This is a genomic window from Nocardioides lacusdianchii (assembly GCF_020102855.1).
GTDB classification, from domain to species: Bacteria; Actinomycetota; Actinomycetes; order Propionibacteriales; family Nocardioidaceae; genus Nocardioides; species Nocardioides lacusdianchii.
The window spans coordinates 218,518-238,201 of sequence record NZ_JADHZD010000002.1 but is presented as its reverse complement, the minus strand read 5'-3'; the positions used below and the strand labels follow the sequence as shown (position 1 = coordinate 238,201).

The 19,684-nt window shown below is 71.6% G+C and carries 11 protein-coding genes and 1 pseudogene; 8 read left to right on the top strand and 4 right to left on the bottom strand.

What is annotated here, in order from left to right:
- Window positions 1-46 precede the first annotated feature (46 nt).
- The 3 genes and pseudogenes from IRX98_RS03780 to IRX98_RS03770 form a co-directional block, all read left to right on the top strand.
- The gene (locus IRX98_RS03780; RefSeq protein ID WP_224273967.1) at window positions 47-1,909 is read left to right on the top strand and encodes a hypothetical protein; all 1,863 of its coding nucleotides are present in this window, start codon (window positions 47-49) and stop codon (window positions 1,907-1,909) included.
- Window positions 1,910-1,968: 59 nt separating this feature from the next.
- Entirely contained in the window at window positions 1,969-2,721 is a 753-nt protein-coding gene (locus tag IRX98_RS03775; protein ID WP_224273964.1) for a class I SAM-dependent methyltransferase, read from the top strand.
- Window positions 2,718-5,984 (top strand): annotated as a pseudogene (locus tag IRX98_RS03770) (alpha-(1->3)-arabinofuranosyltransferase domain-containing protein); the annotation flags it as partial. The gene IRX98_RS03775 and the pseudogene IRX98_RS03770, both read left to right, overlap by 4 nt.
- A 782-nt stretch (window positions 5,985-6,766) precedes the next feature.
- On the opposite strand, the gene IRX98_RS03765 reads toward IRX98_RS03770, so the two are convergent.
- On the bottom strand, window positions 6,767-8,032 hold the full coding sequence (locus tag IRX98_RS03765) for an acyltransferase family protein (protein WP_224273962.1): 1,266 nt from the start codon (window positions 8,030-8,032) through the stop codon (window positions 6,767-6,769).
- 62 nt (window positions 8,033-8,094) lie between these two features.
- On the opposite strand from IRX98_RS03765, the gene IRX98_RS03760 reads away from it, so the two are divergent.
- Both IRX98_RS03760 and pgfA read left to right on the top strand, forming a co-directional pair.
- Window positions 8,095-8,835, top strand: a complete 741-nt coding sequence (locus IRX98_RS03760) for a class I SAM-dependent methyltransferase (RefSeq protein ID WP_224273960.1) — start codon at window positions 8,095-8,097, stop codon at window positions 8,833-8,835.
- A 75-nt stretch (window positions 8,836-8,910) separates the two neighbouring features.
- Window positions 8,911-9,900 carry a cell envelope lipid trafficking protein PgfA gene (gene pgfA, locus IRX98_RS03755; RefSeq protein ID WP_224273957.1) on the top strand — a complete coding sequence of 330 codons (990 nt, stop codon included), beginning with the start codon at window positions 8,911-8,913 and terminating at the stop codon, window positions 9,898-9,900.
- A gap of 36 nt (window positions 9,901-9,936) precedes the next feature.
- Here pgfA and IRX98_RS03750 read toward each other — a convergent pair whose 3' ends face one another.
- Window positions 9,937-11,163 carry an SGNH/GDSL hydrolase family protein gene (locus tag IRX98_RS03750; RefSeq protein WP_224273955.1) on the bottom strand — a complete coding sequence of 409 codons (1,227 nt, stop codon included), beginning with the start codon at window positions 11,161-11,163 and terminating at the stop codon, window positions 9,937-9,939.
- A gap of 123 nt (window positions 11,164-11,286) precedes the next feature.
- Between IRX98_RS03750 and IRX98_RS03745 the strand changes: the two genes are divergently transcribed.
- The 3 genes from IRX98_RS03745 to IRX98_RS03735 all read left to right on the top strand — a co-directional run bounded on the left by IRX98_RS03745 (window position 11,287) and on the right by IRX98_RS03735 (window position 15,685).
- On the top strand, window positions 11,287-12,264 hold the full coding sequence (locus tag IRX98_RS03745; RefSeq protein WP_224273953.1) for an AAA family ATPase: 978 nt from the start codon (window positions 11,287-11,289) through the stop codon (window positions 12,262-12,264).
- 68 nt (window positions 12,265-12,332) lie between these two features.
- The gene (locus IRX98_RS23320) at window positions 12,333-13,427 is read left to right on the top strand and encodes a DUF58 domain-containing protein (RefSeq protein ID WP_224273951.1); all 1,095 of its coding nucleotides are present in this window, start codon (window positions 12,333-12,335) and stop codon (window positions 13,425-13,427) included.
- Window positions 13,424-15,685 carry a transglutaminase-like domain-containing protein gene (locus IRX98_RS03735; protein ID WP_224273949.1) on the top strand — a complete coding sequence of 754 codons (2,262 nt, stop codon included), beginning with the start codon at window positions 13,424-13,426 and terminating at the stop codon, window positions 15,683-15,685. Before IRX98_RS23320 ends, IRX98_RS03735 begins: the two co-directional genes overlap by 4 nt.
- On the opposite strand, the gene IRX98_RS03730 is transcribed toward IRX98_RS03735, so the two are convergent.
- On the bottom strand, window positions 15,623-16,441 hold the full coding sequence (locus IRX98_RS03730; RefSeq protein ID WP_224273948.1) for a class I SAM-dependent methyltransferase: 819 nt from the start codon (window positions 16,439-16,441) through the stop codon (window positions 15,623-15,625). The genes IRX98_RS03735 and IRX98_RS03730 overlap by 63 nt on opposite strands.
- A gap of 84 nt (window positions 16,442-16,525) precedes the next feature.
- A complete protein-coding gene (locus tag IRX98_RS03725) occupies window positions 16,526-19,651 on the bottom strand; it encodes an Ig-like domain-containing protein (RefSeq protein WP_224273947.1) in 3,126 nt (1,041 codons plus the stop codon).
- Between the last annotated feature and the right edge of the window lie 33 nt (window positions 19,652-19,684).

Sequence of the window (19,684 nt, the reverse complement as noted above, 5' to 3'; positions counted from 1 at the left end):
CGGCACCGAGAACCTACCGAGCGGGGCCCGCCGTACCCTGTGCGGCGTGAGCGAACATGAAGCGGCCCTCGTGGGTGAAAGGCACGAGCGTGTGCGGACCGGACGTGTGATGCCTCTCCACGAGCGCTTTGTCCGACGCATGACGCCGTTGACCAGCGCGGCCGCCGCGCTGATCGCGTTGCAGGCCGTCGTCCGGGGGTGGGTTGTGAGCGACAGCTACTACTTCCAAGACGACTTCGCTCACCTGGACCTGGCACGCAGCGCCGGGCTCACGACAGAGTTCTTGGTCCGCGACTACGGGGGACACGTCGAGGTGGGGCAGTACTTCCTCATGTGGCTGCTGTCGCACGCGATCGACGGGTCGTTCGCGCCGGCTGCCTTCTCCGTGATCGTCCTTCAGGCCGCGACATCGCTGGGCCTGTTCCAACTGTTGCGTACGTTGTTCGGAGACTCGCGGCTCATTCTCGTTCCGTGGACCGCCTACCTGTTCACTCCTCTGGCACTGGGCTTCTCGAGCTGGTGGTCGGCGGCGCTGCAGACCCTGCCGATGCAGCTGGCCACAGTCGTCGTGCTGCTGGCGGTCACCCGTGCCCATCGGCAACGCTCACGCCGGTGGGCGCTGCTCTCCGTCCTGGTCTTCGCCGCGGGACTTCTGATGTGGCAGAAGGCTGCTCTGATCCTTCCCCTCGCTCTCGCCGTTCATCTGCTGGTCACCACTCACGACCTGCCGTGGAAGGAGCGCCTGGTCGGGCTCCGTCGTCAGTGGGGGATGTGGAGCGCGCACGCGGGGGTGCTCGGCGCCTACATCTTCTTCTACCTGGCGACGGTCGACGAGGGGACGGCACTGACCCAGGCTGAGCCGATCCGGTGGGGATCCCTCCTGACCCAGACCCTGTTCCGCATGTTCGTGCCGGGCTTGTTCGGTGGCCCGTGGCACGCCCGAGGCGCCGAGAGCACGATCTATCCCTACACCGAGACGTACGCCGCGCTCATCTTCCTTTTCGTCTTCGCCTGCCTCGTGGTGTTGAGCTTCGTCGTCTCCGGAGCGCGGGCCTACGCTGGTTGGCTGCTTCTCGTCGGCTATCTGACTGCGGACCTGTCGTTGCTGGCCCTCGGCCGATCCGACTGGATTGGTCTGTTGCTGCGAGACCCCCGCTACGTCGCAGACGCTCTTCCGGTCGTCACGATCGCCGTGCTGGCGAGCTGTCGGGGGCTTCTGGAGACAGGCCGGTCCGAGCGAGCGGCCGCCGTCTGGCTCAGGCAGAGGATGACGATGGCGGTGGTCCTCCGAGTCGTTGCGCTGCTCTTCGTCAGCAGCTTGATCACAACGGTACGGATGGCGCCTGCCGTCCAGCACGAGTACGCCGCCAACTTCACGCGTGGAGTAGCGGACCAGATGGAGGCAGAGCCGGAGCGATCCGTGCTCAACTCGGCCCCGCCCTACGAGATCTCGGCTCGGGCTGACCTCGAGGGCATGATGAACGCTGTCGGGGCCGAGGTCGTCTTTGATCGCCCAGCGGTGGAGATGTTCATCTTTGACGGACTGGCCCAGCTTCGTCTTGTGGATCTCTTTCCAGGGAGTGACGAGCGGACAGGACCGGTCAAGGGCTGCGGCTGGGCCGTCGACCAGCAAGAAGCCGACCTGTGGAGCGTCGAATCGGACGACGCGACCCCGCGCGTGCTGAGGATGGGCTACTACGCGGGCAGCGAAGCCACGCTCCACGTCTCCGTGGCCGGTCGGTCGAGCTCGTTGGACGTCCCGGCCGGCGTTGGACGCGCCTTCTTCGTCGTGGGCCCGGAGTCTGGACGTGTGAGCGCCCGCGTCGAGGACGGCGATGGCGTGTGCGTGACGGATCTGGCCGTCGGCGCAGCGTGGGTCGCAGTCCAGCCTGACACGACGGCCCAGTGACGTACGCGCGTCCGAACGATGCGAGGGCAGCGCATCGCACCATCGACTACAGTCGCCGCGTGCTGCAGCAGTCCCGCCCCAGATCCTCGGCCTGGGCGCCCACGCTGCGCCGATCGGTCCGGCTGTTCCGAGCGTTCCGCCTGGAGCAGACCCGCCCGGATGTCTTCTACGGCGCACTGGCGGACGACTCGGTCGGCCACCTGTCCCAGTACGCCGACCTCACCGGGAGTCGCCTGCTCGACGTCGGAGGCGGGCCGGGCTACTTCCGGAAGGCCTTCGAGGACGCGGGGGCCACGTACTTCGCGCTCGACGCCGATGCCGGGGAGCTCTCCGGGCTCGGTGAGATCTCTCCGCGGACCGTCCTGGGCAGCGGCATGCAGCTCCCGTTCGGCGACGGCTCCGTCGACGTCTGCTACTCCTCCAACGTCCTCGAGCACGTCGCGGAGCCGTGGAGGATGGCCGACGAGATGGTCCGGGTGACGCGCCCGGGCGGCATCACGTTCATCTCCTACACCGTCTGGTTCGGTCCGTGGGGCGGGCACGAGACGGCTCCGTGGCACTACCTCGGCGGGGAGCGCGCCCGTCGCCGCTACCTCAGACGGCACGGGCACGAGCCCAAGAACAAGTTCGGCGAGTCGCTCTACCCGGTCACGGTCCGCGCCGGCCTCGACTGGGCGCGCGCGCAGACGGGGGCCGAGGTGCTCGACGTCATCCCCCGCTACAACCCGCGCGCGGCGCGGTGGCTGACGCGGGTCCCGCTGGTTCGGGAGGTCGCCACCTGGAACCTCGTCGTCGTCCTCCGTCGGCGATGACGTCGTCGGCCACCATCGGCGCATCGGCGATCACCTGGCGGTTCCGGCTCACCGCCTGCTGCCTGGTGCTCGTGGCCCTCGCGTTCTCCCAACGCCCGGGACGGATCGTCAGCGACACCAAGTTCGACCTGGTCGCCGATCCCGGCGCCATGCTCGGCCGCGCTCTCCACATGTGGGACCCGTCCGGTGGATTCGGGCAGATCCAGAACCAGGCGTACGGCTACCTCTTCCCGATGGGACCGTTCTTCTGGCTCGGCGACCTCCTGACGGTGCCGGAGTGGGTCGTCCAGCGGATGTGGTGGTCCCTGCTGCTGGTCGTCGCCTTCCTGGGGATCGTCAAGCTGTGCTCGGCCCTCGGCCTGGGATCGCCCACGAGCAGGATCGTCGCCGGCTTCGCGTACGCGCTCTCGCCCAGGATCCTCACCACCATCGGGCCCATCTCGATCGAGGCGTGGCCGATGGCGCTCGCACCGTGGGTGCTCGTGCCGCTCGTCCTCGGGTGCCGGACCGGTTCGCCGCGGCGGGCGGCGGCCCTGTCGGCGCTGGCAGTCGCCGCGGTGGGCGGCGTGAACGCTGCCGCGACGTTCGCGGTGCTCCCACTGGGCGCGGTGTGGCTGCTCACCCGGTCCTCGGGGCCCCGGCGGCGCGCCCTGATGACCTGGTGGCCGATCCTGGTCGTCGCCGGAACAGCCTGGTGGCTGGTGCCGCTGCTGTTGCTCGGCACCTACAGCCCACCTTTCCTCGACTTCATCGAGACGGCCTCCATCACCACCTTCCCCACCACGCCGTTCGACGTCCTGCGCGGCACCTCGCACTGGGTCCCCTACGTGGACTCGACGTGGCGGGCCGGCAACGACCTCGTCTCGACGGGCTACGTCGCGCTCAACGGGGCGGTGCTCGCGGTGCTCGGGCTCGTGGGGATCGCCCTGCGCGGCAACCCGCACCGCCAGTTCCTCGCCCTGGGCATGCTCCTGGGCCTCGTGCTGGTCTCCATGGGCCACTCCGGTGCCGTGTCGGGGTGGTTCGCCGACAGCGAGCGTTCGGCTCTCGACGGCGTCCTTGCACCGCTGCGCAACGTCCACAAGTTCGAGCCACTCGTCCGGCTGCCGCTGGTCCTCGGGTTGGCGCACGTGCTCTCCGCCGCCGCGGCACGGGTGCAGCAGAGGTCGACGGCAAGGTCCTTGCGCGAGCGGCTGGAGGACGGTGACCACGTCGCCTACGTCGGGGTGCTGGTCCTGAGCGTCGTGGCCGTGGCGGGCGTGGCCAGCCCGGCCCTCGCCGGTCGCCTCGCTCCTACCGAGGACTTCGAGTCCGTGCCGGGCTACTGGCAGGAGGCGACGTCCTGGCTCGGGACGACCGCCGACCGCGACTCGGACGGCACCACGGCCCTGCTGGTCCCGGGATCGAGCTTCGCCACCTATCTCTGGGGCACACCGGAGGACGAGCCGGTGCAGTCCTACGGCGTCGCGGGGTGGGCGGTGCGCAACGCCGTTCCGCTGGCACCGCCGGGCAACATCCGCATGCTCGACGCCGTCGAGGCACGGCTCGCGTCCGGCGAACCGTCGCCCGGCCTGGCCGCCTACCTCGCCCGGGCCGGCGTACGCCACCTGGTGGTGCGCAACGACCTGCGGCCGTCCGGCGACGTCCCCCTCCCTGTGCTGGTGCACCAGGCCATCGAGGGCTCCCCGGGCCTCACCAAGGTCGCTGAGTTCGGTCCGGAGATCGGCGGTCCGGTGCGCCTCGACGAGGAGGAGAAGGATGACGAGGACGAGGACGAGGCCGAGGGCGAGGGCGAGGGCGAGGTGGAACCGCCCCGCGTCGTGGTCGACGGTGGATGGCACGCGGCCTACCCGGCGATCGAGGTCTACGAGGTGGCCGGCACGCGCGCTGCCGTTGGCAGCACCGCACCCCCCGTCGTGGTCGGCGGCCCCGAGGACCTCCTCGAGCTGCTCGACGCCGAGCTCTTGGGTGACGAGCCGACCGTGCTGGCGCGCGACACGACGCAGGGTCCCGACGGGGGAGGGCTGCTCCTCACCGACGGGCTCCGGCGGCGCGAGGCCACCTTCGCTCGGGTGCACGACGGGCGGTCCGCCACGCTCGCTGCCTCCGACGACGGCCGACGTGGCGCTCCGGCCCGGGAGTACGTCCTCGGGGACCAGGCGCGGTGGGAGACGACGTCACGCATCGAGGGGGCGCGGTCGGTGGACGCATCGGGCTCGCGTGCCTTCGCCGACACCGTCGGTCCCGTGCTGCCGGAGTCCTTGCCGTACGCCGCCTTCGACGGTCGGACCGAGACGGCCTGGGAGTCAGGCCTTCCCCGCAGGGACGAAGACCCCTGGGTCCGGGTGGTGTTCGAGGAGCCCCGCCAGGTGGGGGCGGTCACCCTCGTGGCCGGCGAGAGCCAGGACGACGACGGGACGTCGGTCGTCGTCGAGACCGCAGCGGGCTCCTCCCGCCCGGGGACCCTGCTCCCGGGCGAGTCGGTCACGCTCGTGCCACCGCCTGGCGAGAGTCCCTGGATGAGGGTGGGTGCAGCCCCTCGCGCCGGCGCGGCCGAGGCGTTGACCGTCGCGGAGGTCCGCGTCGAGGGCCTCGACCTCGACCGGACGCTGCTGCTGCCCGAGGTCCCGGCGCAGTGGGGCGCACCCGACCACGTGCTGCTGTCCGCACCGGCCAGCCGGGGAGGCTGCGTGGAGGTGGGCAGGGACGTTCGGTGTGCCACCGGACGTCAACGGGCGGACGAGGACGGCGGCGTCATCGACCGGACCGTGCGACTGGGCACCGGCGCCGACTACGCGCTCGCCGCGGAGGTCCGGCCGATCGCCGGTGACGCGCTAGAAGGACTGCTGCAACGCGACCAGCTTGTCACCATCGCGGCGTCCTCGAGGGCGATCGCGGACGCGCGCGCCTCGGCCGTCGCCGCCATCGACGGAAGGCCCGGCACGACCTGGGTCGCCGACGTGGACGACCCGACACCGACGCTCACGCTGAACTGGATCGGCGACCGACCCGTGCGCGCCGTCAGGCTCGGCCTGGACCCCCAGGCGGCGGCGGCCCCGGCCACCCGAGTGGAGCTCGTGCACGACGACGGTCGACAGACGGTTCGGCTCGATGCCGACGGGTACGCCCGGGTGCGACCTTTCCGGACCACTCGCCTCGAGGTCCGCGTGGTGGAGGCGGCGGAGGCCGGCAGCCGCTCGGCCTTCGGCGGTATCGACCCGGTCGGCGTCGGAGTGAGCGAGCTGCGGGTGAGCGGCGTCGGCCTGCTCCCGATCGAGCTGTCGGAGACGCCGGTGGACATCGGGTGCGGGTTCGGGCCGGCGCTGCGGGTGGGCGACCTGATCTACGCAACCAGCGTCACCGCGTCCGCGCGGCAGCTGTTCGACGGCCAGCAGGTGCCGGCGCGCGCCTGCGGGCCGACCACAGTGGAGTTGTCCGTCCCGAGCACCCGCGTGGTGATCACACCGGCGCCGGCCTTCCGACCCGTGCGGGTGGCGCTGAGCAAGCCCGGGGCCGCTGCCCTGGGGACGAGACCGACGACCGCGACAGTGCGTCCCGGCACCGCGGTCTCCGCGGAGGTCACGGTGGCGGATCAGGGGGCGACCTCGGTGGTGGCGCTCCGTCAGAACGTCAACGCCGGGTGGCAGGCAAGGGTGCCAGAGGGCGAACGGGCGACGCCGGTGACGCTCGACGGGTGGCAGCAGGGCTGGCGTGTGCCCGGGGGAGTCGAGTCGCTCGACGTGCGCTACGCCCCGGACCACACCTACCGCGCTGCGTTGCTGGTGGGCGCGCTCCTGCTCCTCGGGCTGCTGCTGAGCACTGCCGTCCCGCGCCGCCGAGCGTCCGCACCGCCCCCGCTGCGCACGGCCGTTGCGGGTTGGGTGGTACCTGTGGCGGGCCTGCTCGCCCTCGGCCTGGTCTTCTCGTGGCCAGGCGTCGGGTGGGGCGTCCTGGGCGCCGCGGGCGCCCTCCTGGCCATCACCCGCGTCCCGGCCTCGGTCGTGTCCGTCGCTGCAGGCTTCCCGCTGCTCGCCGCAGCCGGTGTCTACTGGTGGCGCCCACTCGGTGCGGCGGACGGCTGGGCAGGAGCGCTCGTCGCCCCCCAGCTCCTGGTGGCTGTGTCGCTCGGCGCTTGGGTCGTTTCCGGGGCACACCACGGTGCGCGGAGGTTGCGCCACCGTCGTGACGGTCGCTCGACGGCGCGGTAGAGGATCTCCGCGACCAGCACCGAGGTCAGGAGCGTCAGCCCGAACAGCTCGACGCCGCGGCCTGCGAAGAGCGGCATGTCGCGCCAGTCGGTGATCAGCTCGAGCAGAACCAGGTGCACGCAGAAGATCCCGTAGGAGAGGTAGCCCAGGTGACGCAGCGCCGGGCGTGACAGCACCCGGGCGAACAGACCCTCGGCCGGCGCGAGGACCCCGGGCAGGACGACGAGCCCGGCGATGGCGGCGTACAGGAGGTTCTTGGTGAGCGCCGCACCCAAGGTGGGCGGCGTCAGGTCCGGCGGCCCGGCGACCGGGGTGGCGGCGACGGCGAAGAGGGCCGCGGCCGAGATCCAGCACAGGCCGGGGGAGCGACCCAGCTCCGCAACGAGATCGGTGAGGCGGTCGCGCGGACCACTGTCGCGGCGCATGCGGGACACGGTCCGCGCCAGCACGAGACCGACTGTGAACCAGGTGAGGTACGACGGCAGCCAGAGGCGGATCATCGTGTCGCCGTTGTCCAGGCGGACCGAGAGGTCCAGCAACCAGACCACGGTCGTGATGATCATCCCCAGCGCGACGACGACGAAGCGGTCGGCGCCACCCCGGCTGCGCCGGGACAGGACGAGCCACATCACGACGGGCAGGGCGAGATAGAAGGCGACCTCCGTGGCCAGGCTCCATATCTGGGTCAGCCCGTCGGGGAGCTGGTCGTCGACGTAGATGTCGGCGAGCAGGAGGGTCGTGACCCAGTCACCCGGCCCCGCATCGTCGTTGCCGGGCAGCAGGACGAGCGCACCGACCGCGGTGATGACGTACACGGGCGCCAGTCGCAGCAGCCGCTTCCAGAGGTAGCGGCCGGTGGAGGGAGCGGGCAGGCCGAGCCGGTGCCGTTCGAACCAGGGGAGGGAGAGGAGGAAGCCCGACAGGACGAAGAAGATCGCGACGCCGACGTCGAGGCGGGCCAGCGCCCAGCCCCACACCGGCTCCGAGTAGTCGCCGGCCCAGAAGGCTGCGTGGGTGGCGAGCACGGCGATCGCAGCGAAGGCGCGCAAGGAGTCGAGGACCGGGAAGGTGGTCGCGACGCTCGAGTCGGCCGGGCGCTGCATGGACCGACTATCGCATGCGAGGCCCCGACGACCGCACTGCTGAGCACCACTACTGTGCGGGCATGCCGCTCTTGCGACGTGTGTTGCCCGTCCTCGCCCGCGTGATCGCGACCTCCCGCCAGCGAGGTGTCCTCGACGTCCTGGCCTCCTCCGGCCGGTGGGGCCGGCAGTGGGTTACTGGTCGACCCCGTCCGGGACGCGCGCCGGGCGTCTTCGCCTGGGGCGGGAGGACCCTTCCCTACTTCGCCCACCGCTACCACTACACGTGGCTCAACGAGCGAGCGGTGGAGGTCTCGCTCGCGCTGGACCTGCTGGAGCAGCACCCCGGGGCGGACGTCCTGGAGATCGGCAACGTGCTGGGCCACTACGCCGACGTGACGCATGCGGTGGTCGACAAGTACGAGCAGGCGCCGGGCGTCCTCAACGCCGACGTCGCCGACCTCGACCTGAGTCGCGACTTCGACCTCGTCCTGGCCATCTCCACCCTCGAACACGTAGGGCTGGACGAGGACGTGATCGATCCCAACAAGCCGGCCCGAGCCATCGAGCGGCTGCGTGCCCACGTCAGACCCGGCGGCATGCTGTGGATCACCCACCCGCTGGGCTACAACACGACGTTCGACGACCAGCTGCGCTCGGGCCGGATCCCGTCGAGCAGGCTGCGGGCCCTGCGTCGCGACGCGCGCCGGAACGTGTGGCGCGAGGTCCCACCGGACGAAGTGTGGGGCACCTCGTACGACCGGTTGCTCTACACGGCGCACGCCGTCCTCGTGGTCGAGATGGACGCGCCGCAGATCGTTTGAGCAAGATGGGTGCCACCTAGGTGACTGACTGGTAACGTGCGCGCGTCACATGAGCCGGATGAGGGAGCACTAACGGTGAGCAGGAAGCTCGGTTTTGTACTGACGGGAGTCGGCGTGTTCTTCCTGACGCTGGCTCTGCTCGCCAGGTTCTACGCCTACGACCGGTTGGCGGTCGTGCCGCTCGACCAGGACACGGTGTCCGTGTCCGAAGGGCCCGGTGCCACCATCTTCGACATTGCTTCCCAGCAGGAGATCACGGTCGACCTGGTCTCCACCCGCAACGTCGTCGGAGACGTCGAGGCGTCCGAGGAGGCCAGCGACGAGCTCGGGCGGGACATCGCGGTGTGGGAGACCTTGGTCTACACTGACGAGCCGGGCGCTGACATCAGTACCGAGGACCCGCCCCGCTCGGGCAGCCACGACCGCGTCGCCTTCGACCGGCACACCGGCGAGACGGTGAAGTGCTGCGACACCTTCACGGCCACCACCGCGGACGACCGGGGCGTGGAGGTCAAGGACACCATCGGCTTCGAGGGCCTCTACTTCAAGTTCCCCTTCCGGACCGAGCAGAAGACCTACCAGTTCTGGGACGGATCGCTCGGCGAGGCCCCGGACATCGAGTACAAGGAGACCGAGACCATCGAGGGTCTCGACGTCTACCGCTTCGAGCAGCAGATCCCGCCGACCACCGTCGGCAACATCACTGCTCCCGCATCCTTCTTCGGCATCGATGAGGAGGGAGACGTCACTCTGGACCGCGTCTACTCCAACACGCGGACGCTCTGGATCGAGCCGGAGACCGGTGTGATCATCCGTGGCCAGGAGGACCAGCTCAGCGTCGCCGAGTACGAGGGCGAGCAGGTCGCGACCCTGACGGACGTGACCATCGGCTATAACCCCGAGACCATCTCCGACAACGTCGAGACCTATTCCGCGCTGGCCACCCAGCTGCAGGTGATCCGGATCTGGGTGCCGGTGGTCGGCGGCATCCTCGGACTCCTGCTGCTCATCGCAGGCATCCTCATCCTGCGCAAGCGTCGGTCGGAGGAGCCCCGCACCGCCTGAGCCACGCCGCAGGTCTCACTACGGCCGGCCGGGTGATCACCGCGATCGCCTCGCCGGTCGTCGGCCTTGGCACGTGACCGGGTCGCCGTGCCCCGACAACCACTCCCGGCCGTCGTCGGCGCCATCCCCGTCGGTGTCTGCGTCCGCGGGATCGCTGCGCACGAACCGACCGTCGGCGAGGGGATATCCGCGGAGCTCGGTCCGGTCGCCGAGACCGTCCTCGTCGGTGTCCGGCTCGTAGCCCAGCGTCCTGGTCCAGAGGCGGTGGACGGTGGCGCCCTCGCACGGAACGACGGACACCCGGACCACACGCCTGCCGAGCTCGCTCCGGTCCCTGATGCCGTCACGGTCGGTGTCCGCCCGGCGTGGGTCCGTCCCTGTGCCGAGGCCCCGCCGGGTCAAGTCGATAGCCCTGAGGAGCGTGGTCGCCAACAACGCGTGACCCGCGTCGGTCAGGTGCACCTCGTCGGGGCCGATGAGCTGGTCCGGATCGGGGCCGGGGGCACCTCGAGCCTCGAACTCAGCGCCCACGTCGACGTACGTCACGCGAGAGGAGGCCCCTGCCACCTGGGCGAGGACCTGGCCGTACGCAGCCCACGCCTCCGGCGACACCTGGAACCGTCGGACAGGCTGGAGGAGCACGTGGCACGGTGGGCGCTCGCTGGCGGCGTCGATGCGCCGCACCGCGTCCTCCACCGCTGCGCGGAAGCTCGTCAACGGCACCTGCGCCACTGCGTCGTTGGAGCCGATCATGTGGATCACGCACGCCGGCTGGAGCACACCCACGCCGTACTCGTGGGCCGCGGTGACGTACGTCGCCGCCGTCACTCCACCCACCCCGCCGTTGACTCCTTGCACCCCCGGCGTGTCGTCCGGGCGGTCCGTGCTGCGCTGGAGGTCTCGCACGGGCGCGCTGTCGTCTCCTCCGGACGGAAACCTCCGGCCGAGGCGCCCGACGACCTGGTCGACGTACCTCGAGGCCGGCGAGCTGGCGCCGACCCCGTACGTCGTCGAGGATCCGAGGAACAGCAGCCGCACGGGCCGGCTGCTCCGCCGTGCCAGGGCCGTGGTCAGCGGCGTGAGGGCGGGGTGCCGCACGGCGGTGGCGCCGAGCTCCGTGCGGTCGCCCAGCCCGTCGCGATCGCTGTCCGCCGAGCCGGCCGCGGCCGGGGACGCCAGCAGACCCGAGCAGAGGAGGGTCGCGAGGGCACGCTCGCCGAGGCGCCGACGGGTGCCAGCGGCTGCGGGCGGGCGTTGGGGCATCGGGTCAGGCTACTCGCGCTCACCGCACCCGCACGCGACTTGCGCACACCGCGAGCACACCCCGCACAGGTGGGCTAGATTGGCGCGCAGCGCAGCCGACCCGGAAGGCAGTTCCCCGACCGCATGACTGACATCGTCACCCTCCGTCCCGACGACGTCCGGTGGTATGCCGACACCTTCGACCGCGTCGTGCACAACGTCGAGTCTGCCGTGCTGGGCAAGCGGCACGTCGTGCGTCTGGCGCTCACCTGCCTCGTCTCCGGCGGGCACCTGCTGCTCGAGGACCTGCCGGGCACGGGGAAGACGATGATGGCGCGCGCGCTGGCGAAGTCGCTCGAGTGCTCCTTCGCACGCATCCAGTTCACCCCGGACCTGCTGCCCTCCGACGTCACCGGCGTCACGGTCTACGACCAGGCCCACGGGGAGTTCGCCTTCCACCCGGGCCCGATCTTCCACAGCGTGGTCCTGGCGGACGAGATCAACAGGGCCTCGCCCAAGACGCAGTCGGCGCTCCTCGAGGTGATGGAGGAGGGGCACGTCACGGTGGACGGTCAGACCCATGAGGTGGGTCGTCCGTTCATGGTGATCGGGACCCAGAACCCGATCGAGCAGGCGGGGACCTACCAGCTGCCCGAGGCCCAGCTCGACCGGTTCCTCATGCGCGCCAGCGTCGGGCACCCGGACGCGGCGTCGACCGAGGCGTTGCTCGCCGATTCGGGGGTACGCGACCGTGCAGCGGGATTGGCGCCGGTCGTGGGCGCTCACGAGATCGTGCAGATGTCCCGTCTTGCCGACATGGTCCATGCCGACGCCGCCATCATCCGCTACGTCCGGCAGCTGGCCGAGGCCACGCGCGAGCTCCCGGACGTCCGGATTGGGCTGTCGACCCGCGGTGCCCTGGCCTGGATCCGGGCGGCGCGCGCCTGGGCGCTCGCCGAGGGACGTGGCCACGTCGTCCCCGAGGACATCGCCGTCCTCGCCCGTCCCGTGCTCGGGCACCGCCTGCTGATGGCATCTGGAGCCGCCTTCGGCGGTGTCACCCCGGAGGAGGTCGTCGACACCTTGCTGGCGCAGGTGCCGGTGCCTCGCGACCGCGGGTGAGGATGCTCCGGGCGTCAGCTCCCCTTCGGCTCCTCACGCCGCTCGGCAGGGGCGTCCTCGGTCTTGGCGTGGTCGCGACGGTCCTCGCCGCATGGCTCAACTGGCAGGAGTTCACCCAGCTCGGCGTGGTGGCGTTCGTCCTGCTGGTGCTGGGCCTGCTCTGGCAGGTGTGGCCCGGGGAACCGGTGGCGGACCTGGTGGTACGGCCGAGCCGGCTCGTCGAGGGCGGCACCCGTGCCACCGTGGCCCTCGACTTCAGAGCCGGCGCCATGCCCATGCTCTTCCCGAAGGTCACCCTCCCGACGGGCCGGCAGGGCGTCTCGCTGCGCCTGCCGTTCCTGGCGCCGTACGCCCACCACCGGGAGGCGGTGCCGCTGCCGGCGCTGCCACGCGGGGTGTACGTCGTGGGTCCGGTCACCTACGAGAGGACGGACCCCGTCGGGCTGGTGAGCCGTCGCTTCGAGGCCGGAGGCACCGTGGAGGTACTGGTGGCGCCGACGGTGACCGACCTGTCCGTCTTCGCGGGAGGGCTGACCCACGACCTGGACGGCGCCACCAGCCAGCAGCTGTCGATGAGCGACCTCGCCTTCCACGCGCTCCGCGAGTACGTCCCCGGCGACGACCTGCGGCACGTGCACTGGAGGTCGTCGGCCAAGGCCGGCGAGCTCCTTGTCCGGCAGTACCACGAGTCCCACCGCGGTCACGTCACCGTGCTGGTGGACGCCGACCGCACCTCCTACGCCCGGTCGCGCGACTTCGAGCTGGCGGTCTCGGTGGCGACGTCGATCGCGATCCGTGCGGTCCGCGACGACTTCGACACCTACCTGCGCTGCGGGTCCCACGTGGCCCGTGGCCGCCACGCGGCAGCGATGACCGACGTCGCATGCCGCTTCGAGGGCGAGGACGACCACTACCTGGAGCACGTCGCGGACGCGGCCACCGAGGTGCCCACCACCGGCCTGGTCGTGCAGGTGACCGGCGCCGCGCGCGACCTCGCGCAGCTCGACGCCGCCGCTGAGCGGTTCGACCGCGGCGCGGCCCGCATCGTCGTACGGGCCGACAGCGGGTCCGACGCCTACCTGCGGGACAGCCACGCGCTGCGGGAGATCTCCGTGCCCAGCCTCGTGCGGCTCCAGGAGCTCTTCGCCCGGGGCATGCGATGACCGGGCACCGCAACAGCACCCGCGCGGGCCTCGTGGATGCCACCGTCATCGTCGCGGTGGTGGTGCTGACGCTGTCGATCCTCGACGACAGCTACTCCGACCGCAGCTACCTCGTCGCAGGCCTCGGCCCCGGCCTGCTGCTGCTGGTCCTGGCCTTCCTCACGCGCTGGATGAACGAGGGCGGCTGGTGGTACGCACTGGGCGCCACCGTCCTGTTCGCCCCGCTCGGCGCCCTCTTCGCGCTGCGGAGCCCCGGCCCCTACGCGCTGCCGACGCTGGAGACGATGAACCGGGTGATGGGCGAGACGATCGGTGCTCCCGGCGTGCTCGTCAGCACGGTGCCCCCGGCCGATGCCGAGGGCCAGGTGATGCTCGTCCCATTCGTGATCGGCTACTTCGCGGTCGGCTTCGCCGCGTGGCTGGCGCTCGGGACTCGGAGCGCGGTCGCCCCCGCTGTCCCACTGGTCCTCGCGATCGCCGGGGCGATCCCGGTGGGCGTGCTCGTTCCGTCGCTGCTCGTCCCTCGCGGCATCGTCCTGGCTGTCGTCCTGGTGGTGTGGGTCTCCGTCCGGGCGCGACGCAACGAGGCGCTCGTGGGGGATCCCCGCGGGTCGTGGGCGACGACCGTCACGGCGCTGGCCGTCGTCGTCACGGTCTCCCTGCTGTCCAGCGTGATCGTGCCCGACCGCAACGAGGACGACCGCGTCCTGCTGCGAGGTGACGGCAACAGCGACCTGGTCAGCGGCGCGGCGTCCTCCGCCCTTCCTCCGCAGGTCGGACGCCATCGGCAGCTGTTCCGTGCCACCGGAGTTCCGGACGGACGGCGCCTCAGGTTCGCCGTCCTCGACCACTACGACGGCTACCTGTGGGCGCCTGCCGACGTGTCCCCGGGCAGCGACGGCTTCGGCACCTTCAAGCGCATCGGGCGCGACCTGTCCGCCGTCCGCGACGGAGAGTCGATCGAGGTCGGCATCGAGATGCGCGCGGGGTACTCCGGGGACTGGCTGCCGCTGCTGGGCGACCTCACCCGGCTCGACCTCGAGGAGTTCGACGGTCGCAGCCAGCTCGAGGACGTCCGCTACAACACGGCGACCGCCAGCGCGTTCGTGGTGGGCGGGGTCGATCCCCGCGACTCCTACACGTTCTCCTCGGTGCTCGGCGACGACTCGCTCACGCTGGACGACAGGGCTCATCAGGCGACCGCGGACCAGCGCCAGCCTGCAGGGGAGTACCTCGACCGCCACCTCGAGCCCTTCGTACGCCCGGACCTGTCACGACTTGAGCGCGTCCTGCTGCTCGCGCGCTACCTCCGCGCCAACGGCGCCACGCGGTTCACCGGTCCTTCCCTGCAGGGACCCGACGACCTCGGTCGCGGGATGCTCGGCTCCCGTGACATGACGGGGACGCCGTTCCAGTACGCGGCGCTGATGGCGCTGGGAGCGTCGAGGCTTGGCGTCCCCGGCCGTGTGGTCACGGGCGCCGTGCCGGGCAACAGGGGCATTGTGGAGCACCAGGACGTCGGAGTTTGGGTCGAGCTCCAGCTGGCCGACGGCACCTGGCACACGCTCGAACCCAGGCGGTATGTAGGCGCCGACATCCTCAGCAACGACGATGCCGACGCCGCTGGCGACGACCCGGAGGGTTTCGTGGCCGACCTCCTGGACGGCGCCGGCGCGCGCGACGGCGGTGAGAACGACACCCCCGACGAGTCGATGCCCGCGGCAGTCGAGGACGGCGAGGACGCGGAGGACGGCGCCCCGCCGCCACGATTGCAGGTCGCCCTCCTGCTCGCCGGTGTCGTCGTGGCCCTCCTTCTCACGCTGCTGCTGGTCCCGCTGGCCAAGTGGGTGCGTCGGTCCCGGCGACGTCGTACGTCGTCGTGGTCGGGCGTGTACGTCCACGGCTGGCAGGAGGTGCTGGATGCCGCGCAGGACCGCGGGACGCCGGTGCCCGAGGCGTGGAGCAGAGTGGCGCAGGCTAGGGGGCTCGGAGCGGGACTCGACCTCGCTCGCAGGGCTGACGCGGCGGTCTTCGCACCGGAGCCCCCGTCGCTCGCCGAGGGATCGGTGTTCTGGGACGAGTGCCAAGAGCTCCGCCGCACCCTCGTAGCCGGGACCCGTCCCCGCCGGCGCCTGTGGACGTACGTCACCCCTGCCTCCCTGCTTGCGGGTTGGGCCCGTGGCCGTGGTCACCGCTCAGGCGGGCAGCCTCGCCACGAAGATCGCCGTCCCCGGCGTCAGCACGCCGCGGGCGCGTGACCACCCGCCCCACACGCGGTCGTGGTCGGCAGGCCACTCGGGCTCGACGAGGTCGGCCAGGACGAAGCCGTGGCCGGCGAGCAGCCGGACCCAGTCACCGAGGGTCCGGTGGTGCTCGACGTAGGACACCACGCCGGTGGCGTCGTCGATCTCGACGTAGGGCGTGCGGTCCCAGTAGGACTGGGTGGCCGTCAGCCCCGCCTCGCCCGGGTCGTCGGGGAACATCCAGCGGGTGGGGTGGGTGACCGAGAAGGCGAAGCGGCCGCCCGGACGCAGCACGCGGGCGACCTCGGCCACGGCGTCCGCGATGTCGCTGACGAACTGGAGTGCACCGAAGGAGCAGAAGACGACGTCGAAGCTCGCCGGGGCGAAGGGGAGGTGGGTGGCGGTGCCCCGCACCGACGGGACGGCGATGCCGGTCTCCTCGTCGAGCCGCAGCGAGTGCTGGAGCTGGCGGTGGGAGAGGTCGAGGCCGAAGCCACGGCCGCCGCGGGTGCGCACCCAGCGCGAGCACTGACCGGCCCCGCTGCCGACCTCGAGCACGTCGAGGTCGGCGACGTCACCGAGGACCTGCAGATCCTCCTCGGTGTGGCCCTCCGGCCCCCACACGAAGCCGGCGTCACCGAGGAAGGTGCCGTGCGTGGCCTGGTACTCGTCGGCGTAGCGGTCCCAGTCGGGGCCGTTGGCGCGCCGCGACTCCTGCTCGGAGACCGATCGCCGCTCGACGCGGACCGACTGGGGCAGGTGATCGTCCACGAGCGCAAGCCTAGTGCTGCACACACGGCACGACCGGGTCCCCGGGCAGGTGCCTGCCCGGGGACCCGGTCGTCGTTGCTCCGCTCAGCCGATCCCGAAGGAGTCGCCGAGGCGGCCCACGATCCGGCCGCTGCGGATCCGCGGGTCACGCGGTCCCGAGCGCCAGTCGGCGGGGTTGGACTTCGCCTTCACCTCGGCGCCGTCGCGGACGCCGCCCTTGTCGGTGTCGCACTTGGACGGGTCGGTCCGGTCCTTGCCGAAGCGCTTGTTGGCCTTGCCGGTCAGCTCGACCTTGTCCTTCAGGCCGTCGCGGTCGGTGTCTTTCTTCGTCGGGTTGGAACGGGTCTTGCCGATGACGAAGGTCTTCTTCTTGGTCCGCACCTTCTGCTTGATCTTGTAGCCGCGGACCTCCTTGCCGTCGGTGAGGCCGTCCTTGTCGGTGTCCTTCGACAGCGGGTCGGTGCGCACGAGGATCGCCGTACGCGCCTTCTTGCCGCAGACCTCGAAGCGCTCCTTGATGCGCACGCCGCTGACCTCGCGACCATCGGTGATGCGGTCGTTGTCGGTGTCGCGGTCCTGGGGGTCGGTGCCGTGGACGTTGACCTCGGCGCCGTCGCTCAGCCCGTCGTTGTCCGTGTCGGCGTCGAGCGGGTCGGTGCCGTGGACGTTGACCTCCTGGCCGTCGGTGAGGCCGTCGTTGTCGGTGTCGGGGTTGTTCGGGTCGGTCCCGATCGTCCCCTCCTGGCCGTCGGACAGCCCGTCGCCGTCGGTGTCACCCGGCGGCGGGGGCGTCGGCGTGGTGGCGCCGACGATCGTGAAGGACACGGTGTCGGCGGGGCTGACGTTGCCGTCGGCGTCCGCCTGGGTGGCGCTCACGGTGTGCGGCCCGAGGGGCAGCGCGACCGTGGGCGAGCACGACCACGTGCCGTTGGTGGCGACCACCGCGGTGCAGAGGACGGTCGAGCCCTCCGTGACGGTCACGGTGGCGCCGGGCTCACCGGTGCCACTGATCAGCGGCGTGGTGTCCTGGACCGACGTGCCCTCGGCGGGCGCGACGATCACGGGCGCGGCCGGCGGGACGGTGTCACCGCTGTCGGGCACGATCGTGACGGTCGTCGTCGCGGTGTCGGTGTTGCCCGCCGGGTCTTCGGCGGTGACCGTGAGGGTGTGCTCGCCGGGGAGCAGCGGCAGCGTCGGGTCGCACGACCAGGTGCCGTCGGACTGCACGGTCGTGCTGCAGACCGTGAGCCCGCCTTCGGTGACGGTGATCGTCGCACCGACCTCGCCGGTGCCCGAGACCACGGGCGTCGGGTCAGAGGTGGTGGACCCGTCGGCGGGCGTCAGGACGTCCACCGTGGTCGTGGTGTCGACCTCGAAGGTGACCGTGTCCGGCGCGGAGGTGTTGCCCGCCGCGTCCGTCGCCGTGGCGGAGTAGGTGTCCTCGCCCTCGGGCAGCGGTGCGGTCGGCGTACAGCTCCAGGAACCGGTCACCGGACCTGCAGTGGTCGTGCAGATCTCGTTGCCCTCGGAGTCCTCCACGACGACCGTGGAGCCGGGCTCCGCGGTGCCCGAGAACTCAGGCGTCGCGTCGCTGGTGAGGTCGCCGTCGGCCGGGGTCTCGATGACCGGGGCGTCGGGCGCCGTCGTGTCCGCGGCGTCGGGGTCCACGGTGAACGTGGTCGTGGCGGTGTCGGTGTTGCCCAGCTGGTCCTCGGCCGTCACGGTGAACGTGTGCGCGCCGGGGAGCAGCGGCAGGGTCGGGGTGCACGACCAGGTGCCGTCGGCCTGCACGGTCGTGGTGCAGACCGGGCGGCCGCCCTCGGTGACGGTGATCGTCGCCCCGGCCTCGCCGGTGCCCGAGACCTCGGGCGTCGGGTCGGCGGTGGTCGATCCGTCGGCGGGAGCCAGGACGTCCACGGTGGTCGTGGTGTCGACCTCGAAGGTGACCGTGTCCGGCGCGGAGGTGTTGCCGGCCGCGTCCGTGGCCGTGGCGGAGTAGGTGTCCTCGCCGTCGGGAAGGGCCGTGGCCGGCGCGCAGCTCCACGCGCCGTCCTCGGCGACGTCGGTGCAGACCTGGTTGCCGTCGGAGTCCTCCACGACGACCGTCGAGCCCGGTTCGGCGGTGCCCGAGAACTCGGGCGTGGCGTCGTCGGTCACGTCACCCTCGGCAGGTGCCTCGATCACCGGCGCGGCCGGGGCGTCCTCGTCGACCGAGGCGCACTCGACGCCGCCGCTGGGCGCGCTCGCCCGCACAGCCATCGGTGCCACGGCGAGCGACACGTCGGCGACTGCCGGCAGGAGCGGAACGGCGTTGGCCACCTGCAGGTCGATGCGCAGGAGGGCGTCCAACGTGGCCTCGCCCGTCGCGCCGGAGGACTGGTTCGTCGGGGTGAACGCAGTGATGGTGAGGTCGACGAGGGGCTCGAGCAGCACCGGCAGCTCGATCTCCTGCGGGGTCGCGTTGAGGGGGATGTCGATGGCGTTGCCGCCGACCGTTGCGGTGATGGTGGGCGGGCTGACGAAGCCGGCCGACCCGGTCGTGCCGTCGGAGCGTGCCTGCAGGACCACGGGGTTGGTCACGTCCACCGTGACGGCGCCCCCCAGCAGGTCGATGTCGCCGACGGTGGTCGTGGCGGTGGAGACGACGTCCGAGCCGTCGGCGTCGTCGACGAGGGCGGTCCGTGTCCGGGTCTCGGACGCGGTGACCTCCGCCAGGGTGCCGACGGGCTCGGGTGCGTCGACGAGCGTCACGCCGGCCAGGGTCGTGCGCGAGTCCGAGAGGACGCGCTCGCCGCCGACGGCCGGCACGCAGGCGTCGGCGCCCGCCCACGCGGCCCGGACGTCACCGCTGACGACCCCGACGTCCGCGACGAGCTCGACGGGGATGTCCAGGAGGTCCTCTGGCGGTGGGTCGGCGCTGGGCGGCGCCGCGACGGAGACGCTGTCGGGCGAGATCTGCAAGCCGTTGAAGAGCAGGCCGGCGTCGAGGTTGGCCGACTCGGCGCTCGAGGTGCCGTCGGTGGTCGTGCTGGTGACGGTGCTGCGGCTGTGCCCGACGACCAGGCCCGCGAGGTCTCCGGCGTCGAGGACCTGTGCGGAGAGGTCGACGATGTCGGCGTGGGCGTCGGCGGAGTAGGCCGCCGGGAGCGGCGCCGCCGAGGCGGGCGACTGGGTCAGGGCCAGCAACGACCCGGGTAGTGCGAGGGCCACGGTGATGGCCGCTCCTCTGGAGAACCGGCCCCG

What these genes read in the sequence shown, in the direction of transcription:
- IRX98_RS03745 (WP_224273953.1), top strand. Translation starts at nt 11,287, where the DNA reads ATGACTGACATCGTCACCCTCCGTCCCGACGACGTCCGGTGGTATGCC.
- IRX98_RS03750 (WP_224273955.1), bottom strand. Translation starts at nt 11,163, where the DNA reads ATGCCCCAACGCCCGCCCGCAGCCGCTGGCACCCGTCGGCGCCTCGGC.
- IRX98_RS03765 (WP_224273962.1), bottom strand. Translation starts at nt 8,032, where the DNA reads ATGCAGCGCCCGGCCGACTCGAGCGTCGCGACCACCTTCCCGGTCCTC.
- IRX98_RS03760 (WP_224273960.1), top strand. Translation starts at nt 8,095, where the DNA reads ATGCCGCTCTTGCGACGTGTGTTGCCCGTCCTCGCCCGCGTGATCGCG.
- IRX98_RS03735 (WP_224273949.1), top strand. Translation starts at nt 13,424, where the DNA reads ATGACCGGGCACCGCAACAGCACCCGCGCGGGCCTCGTGGATGCCACC.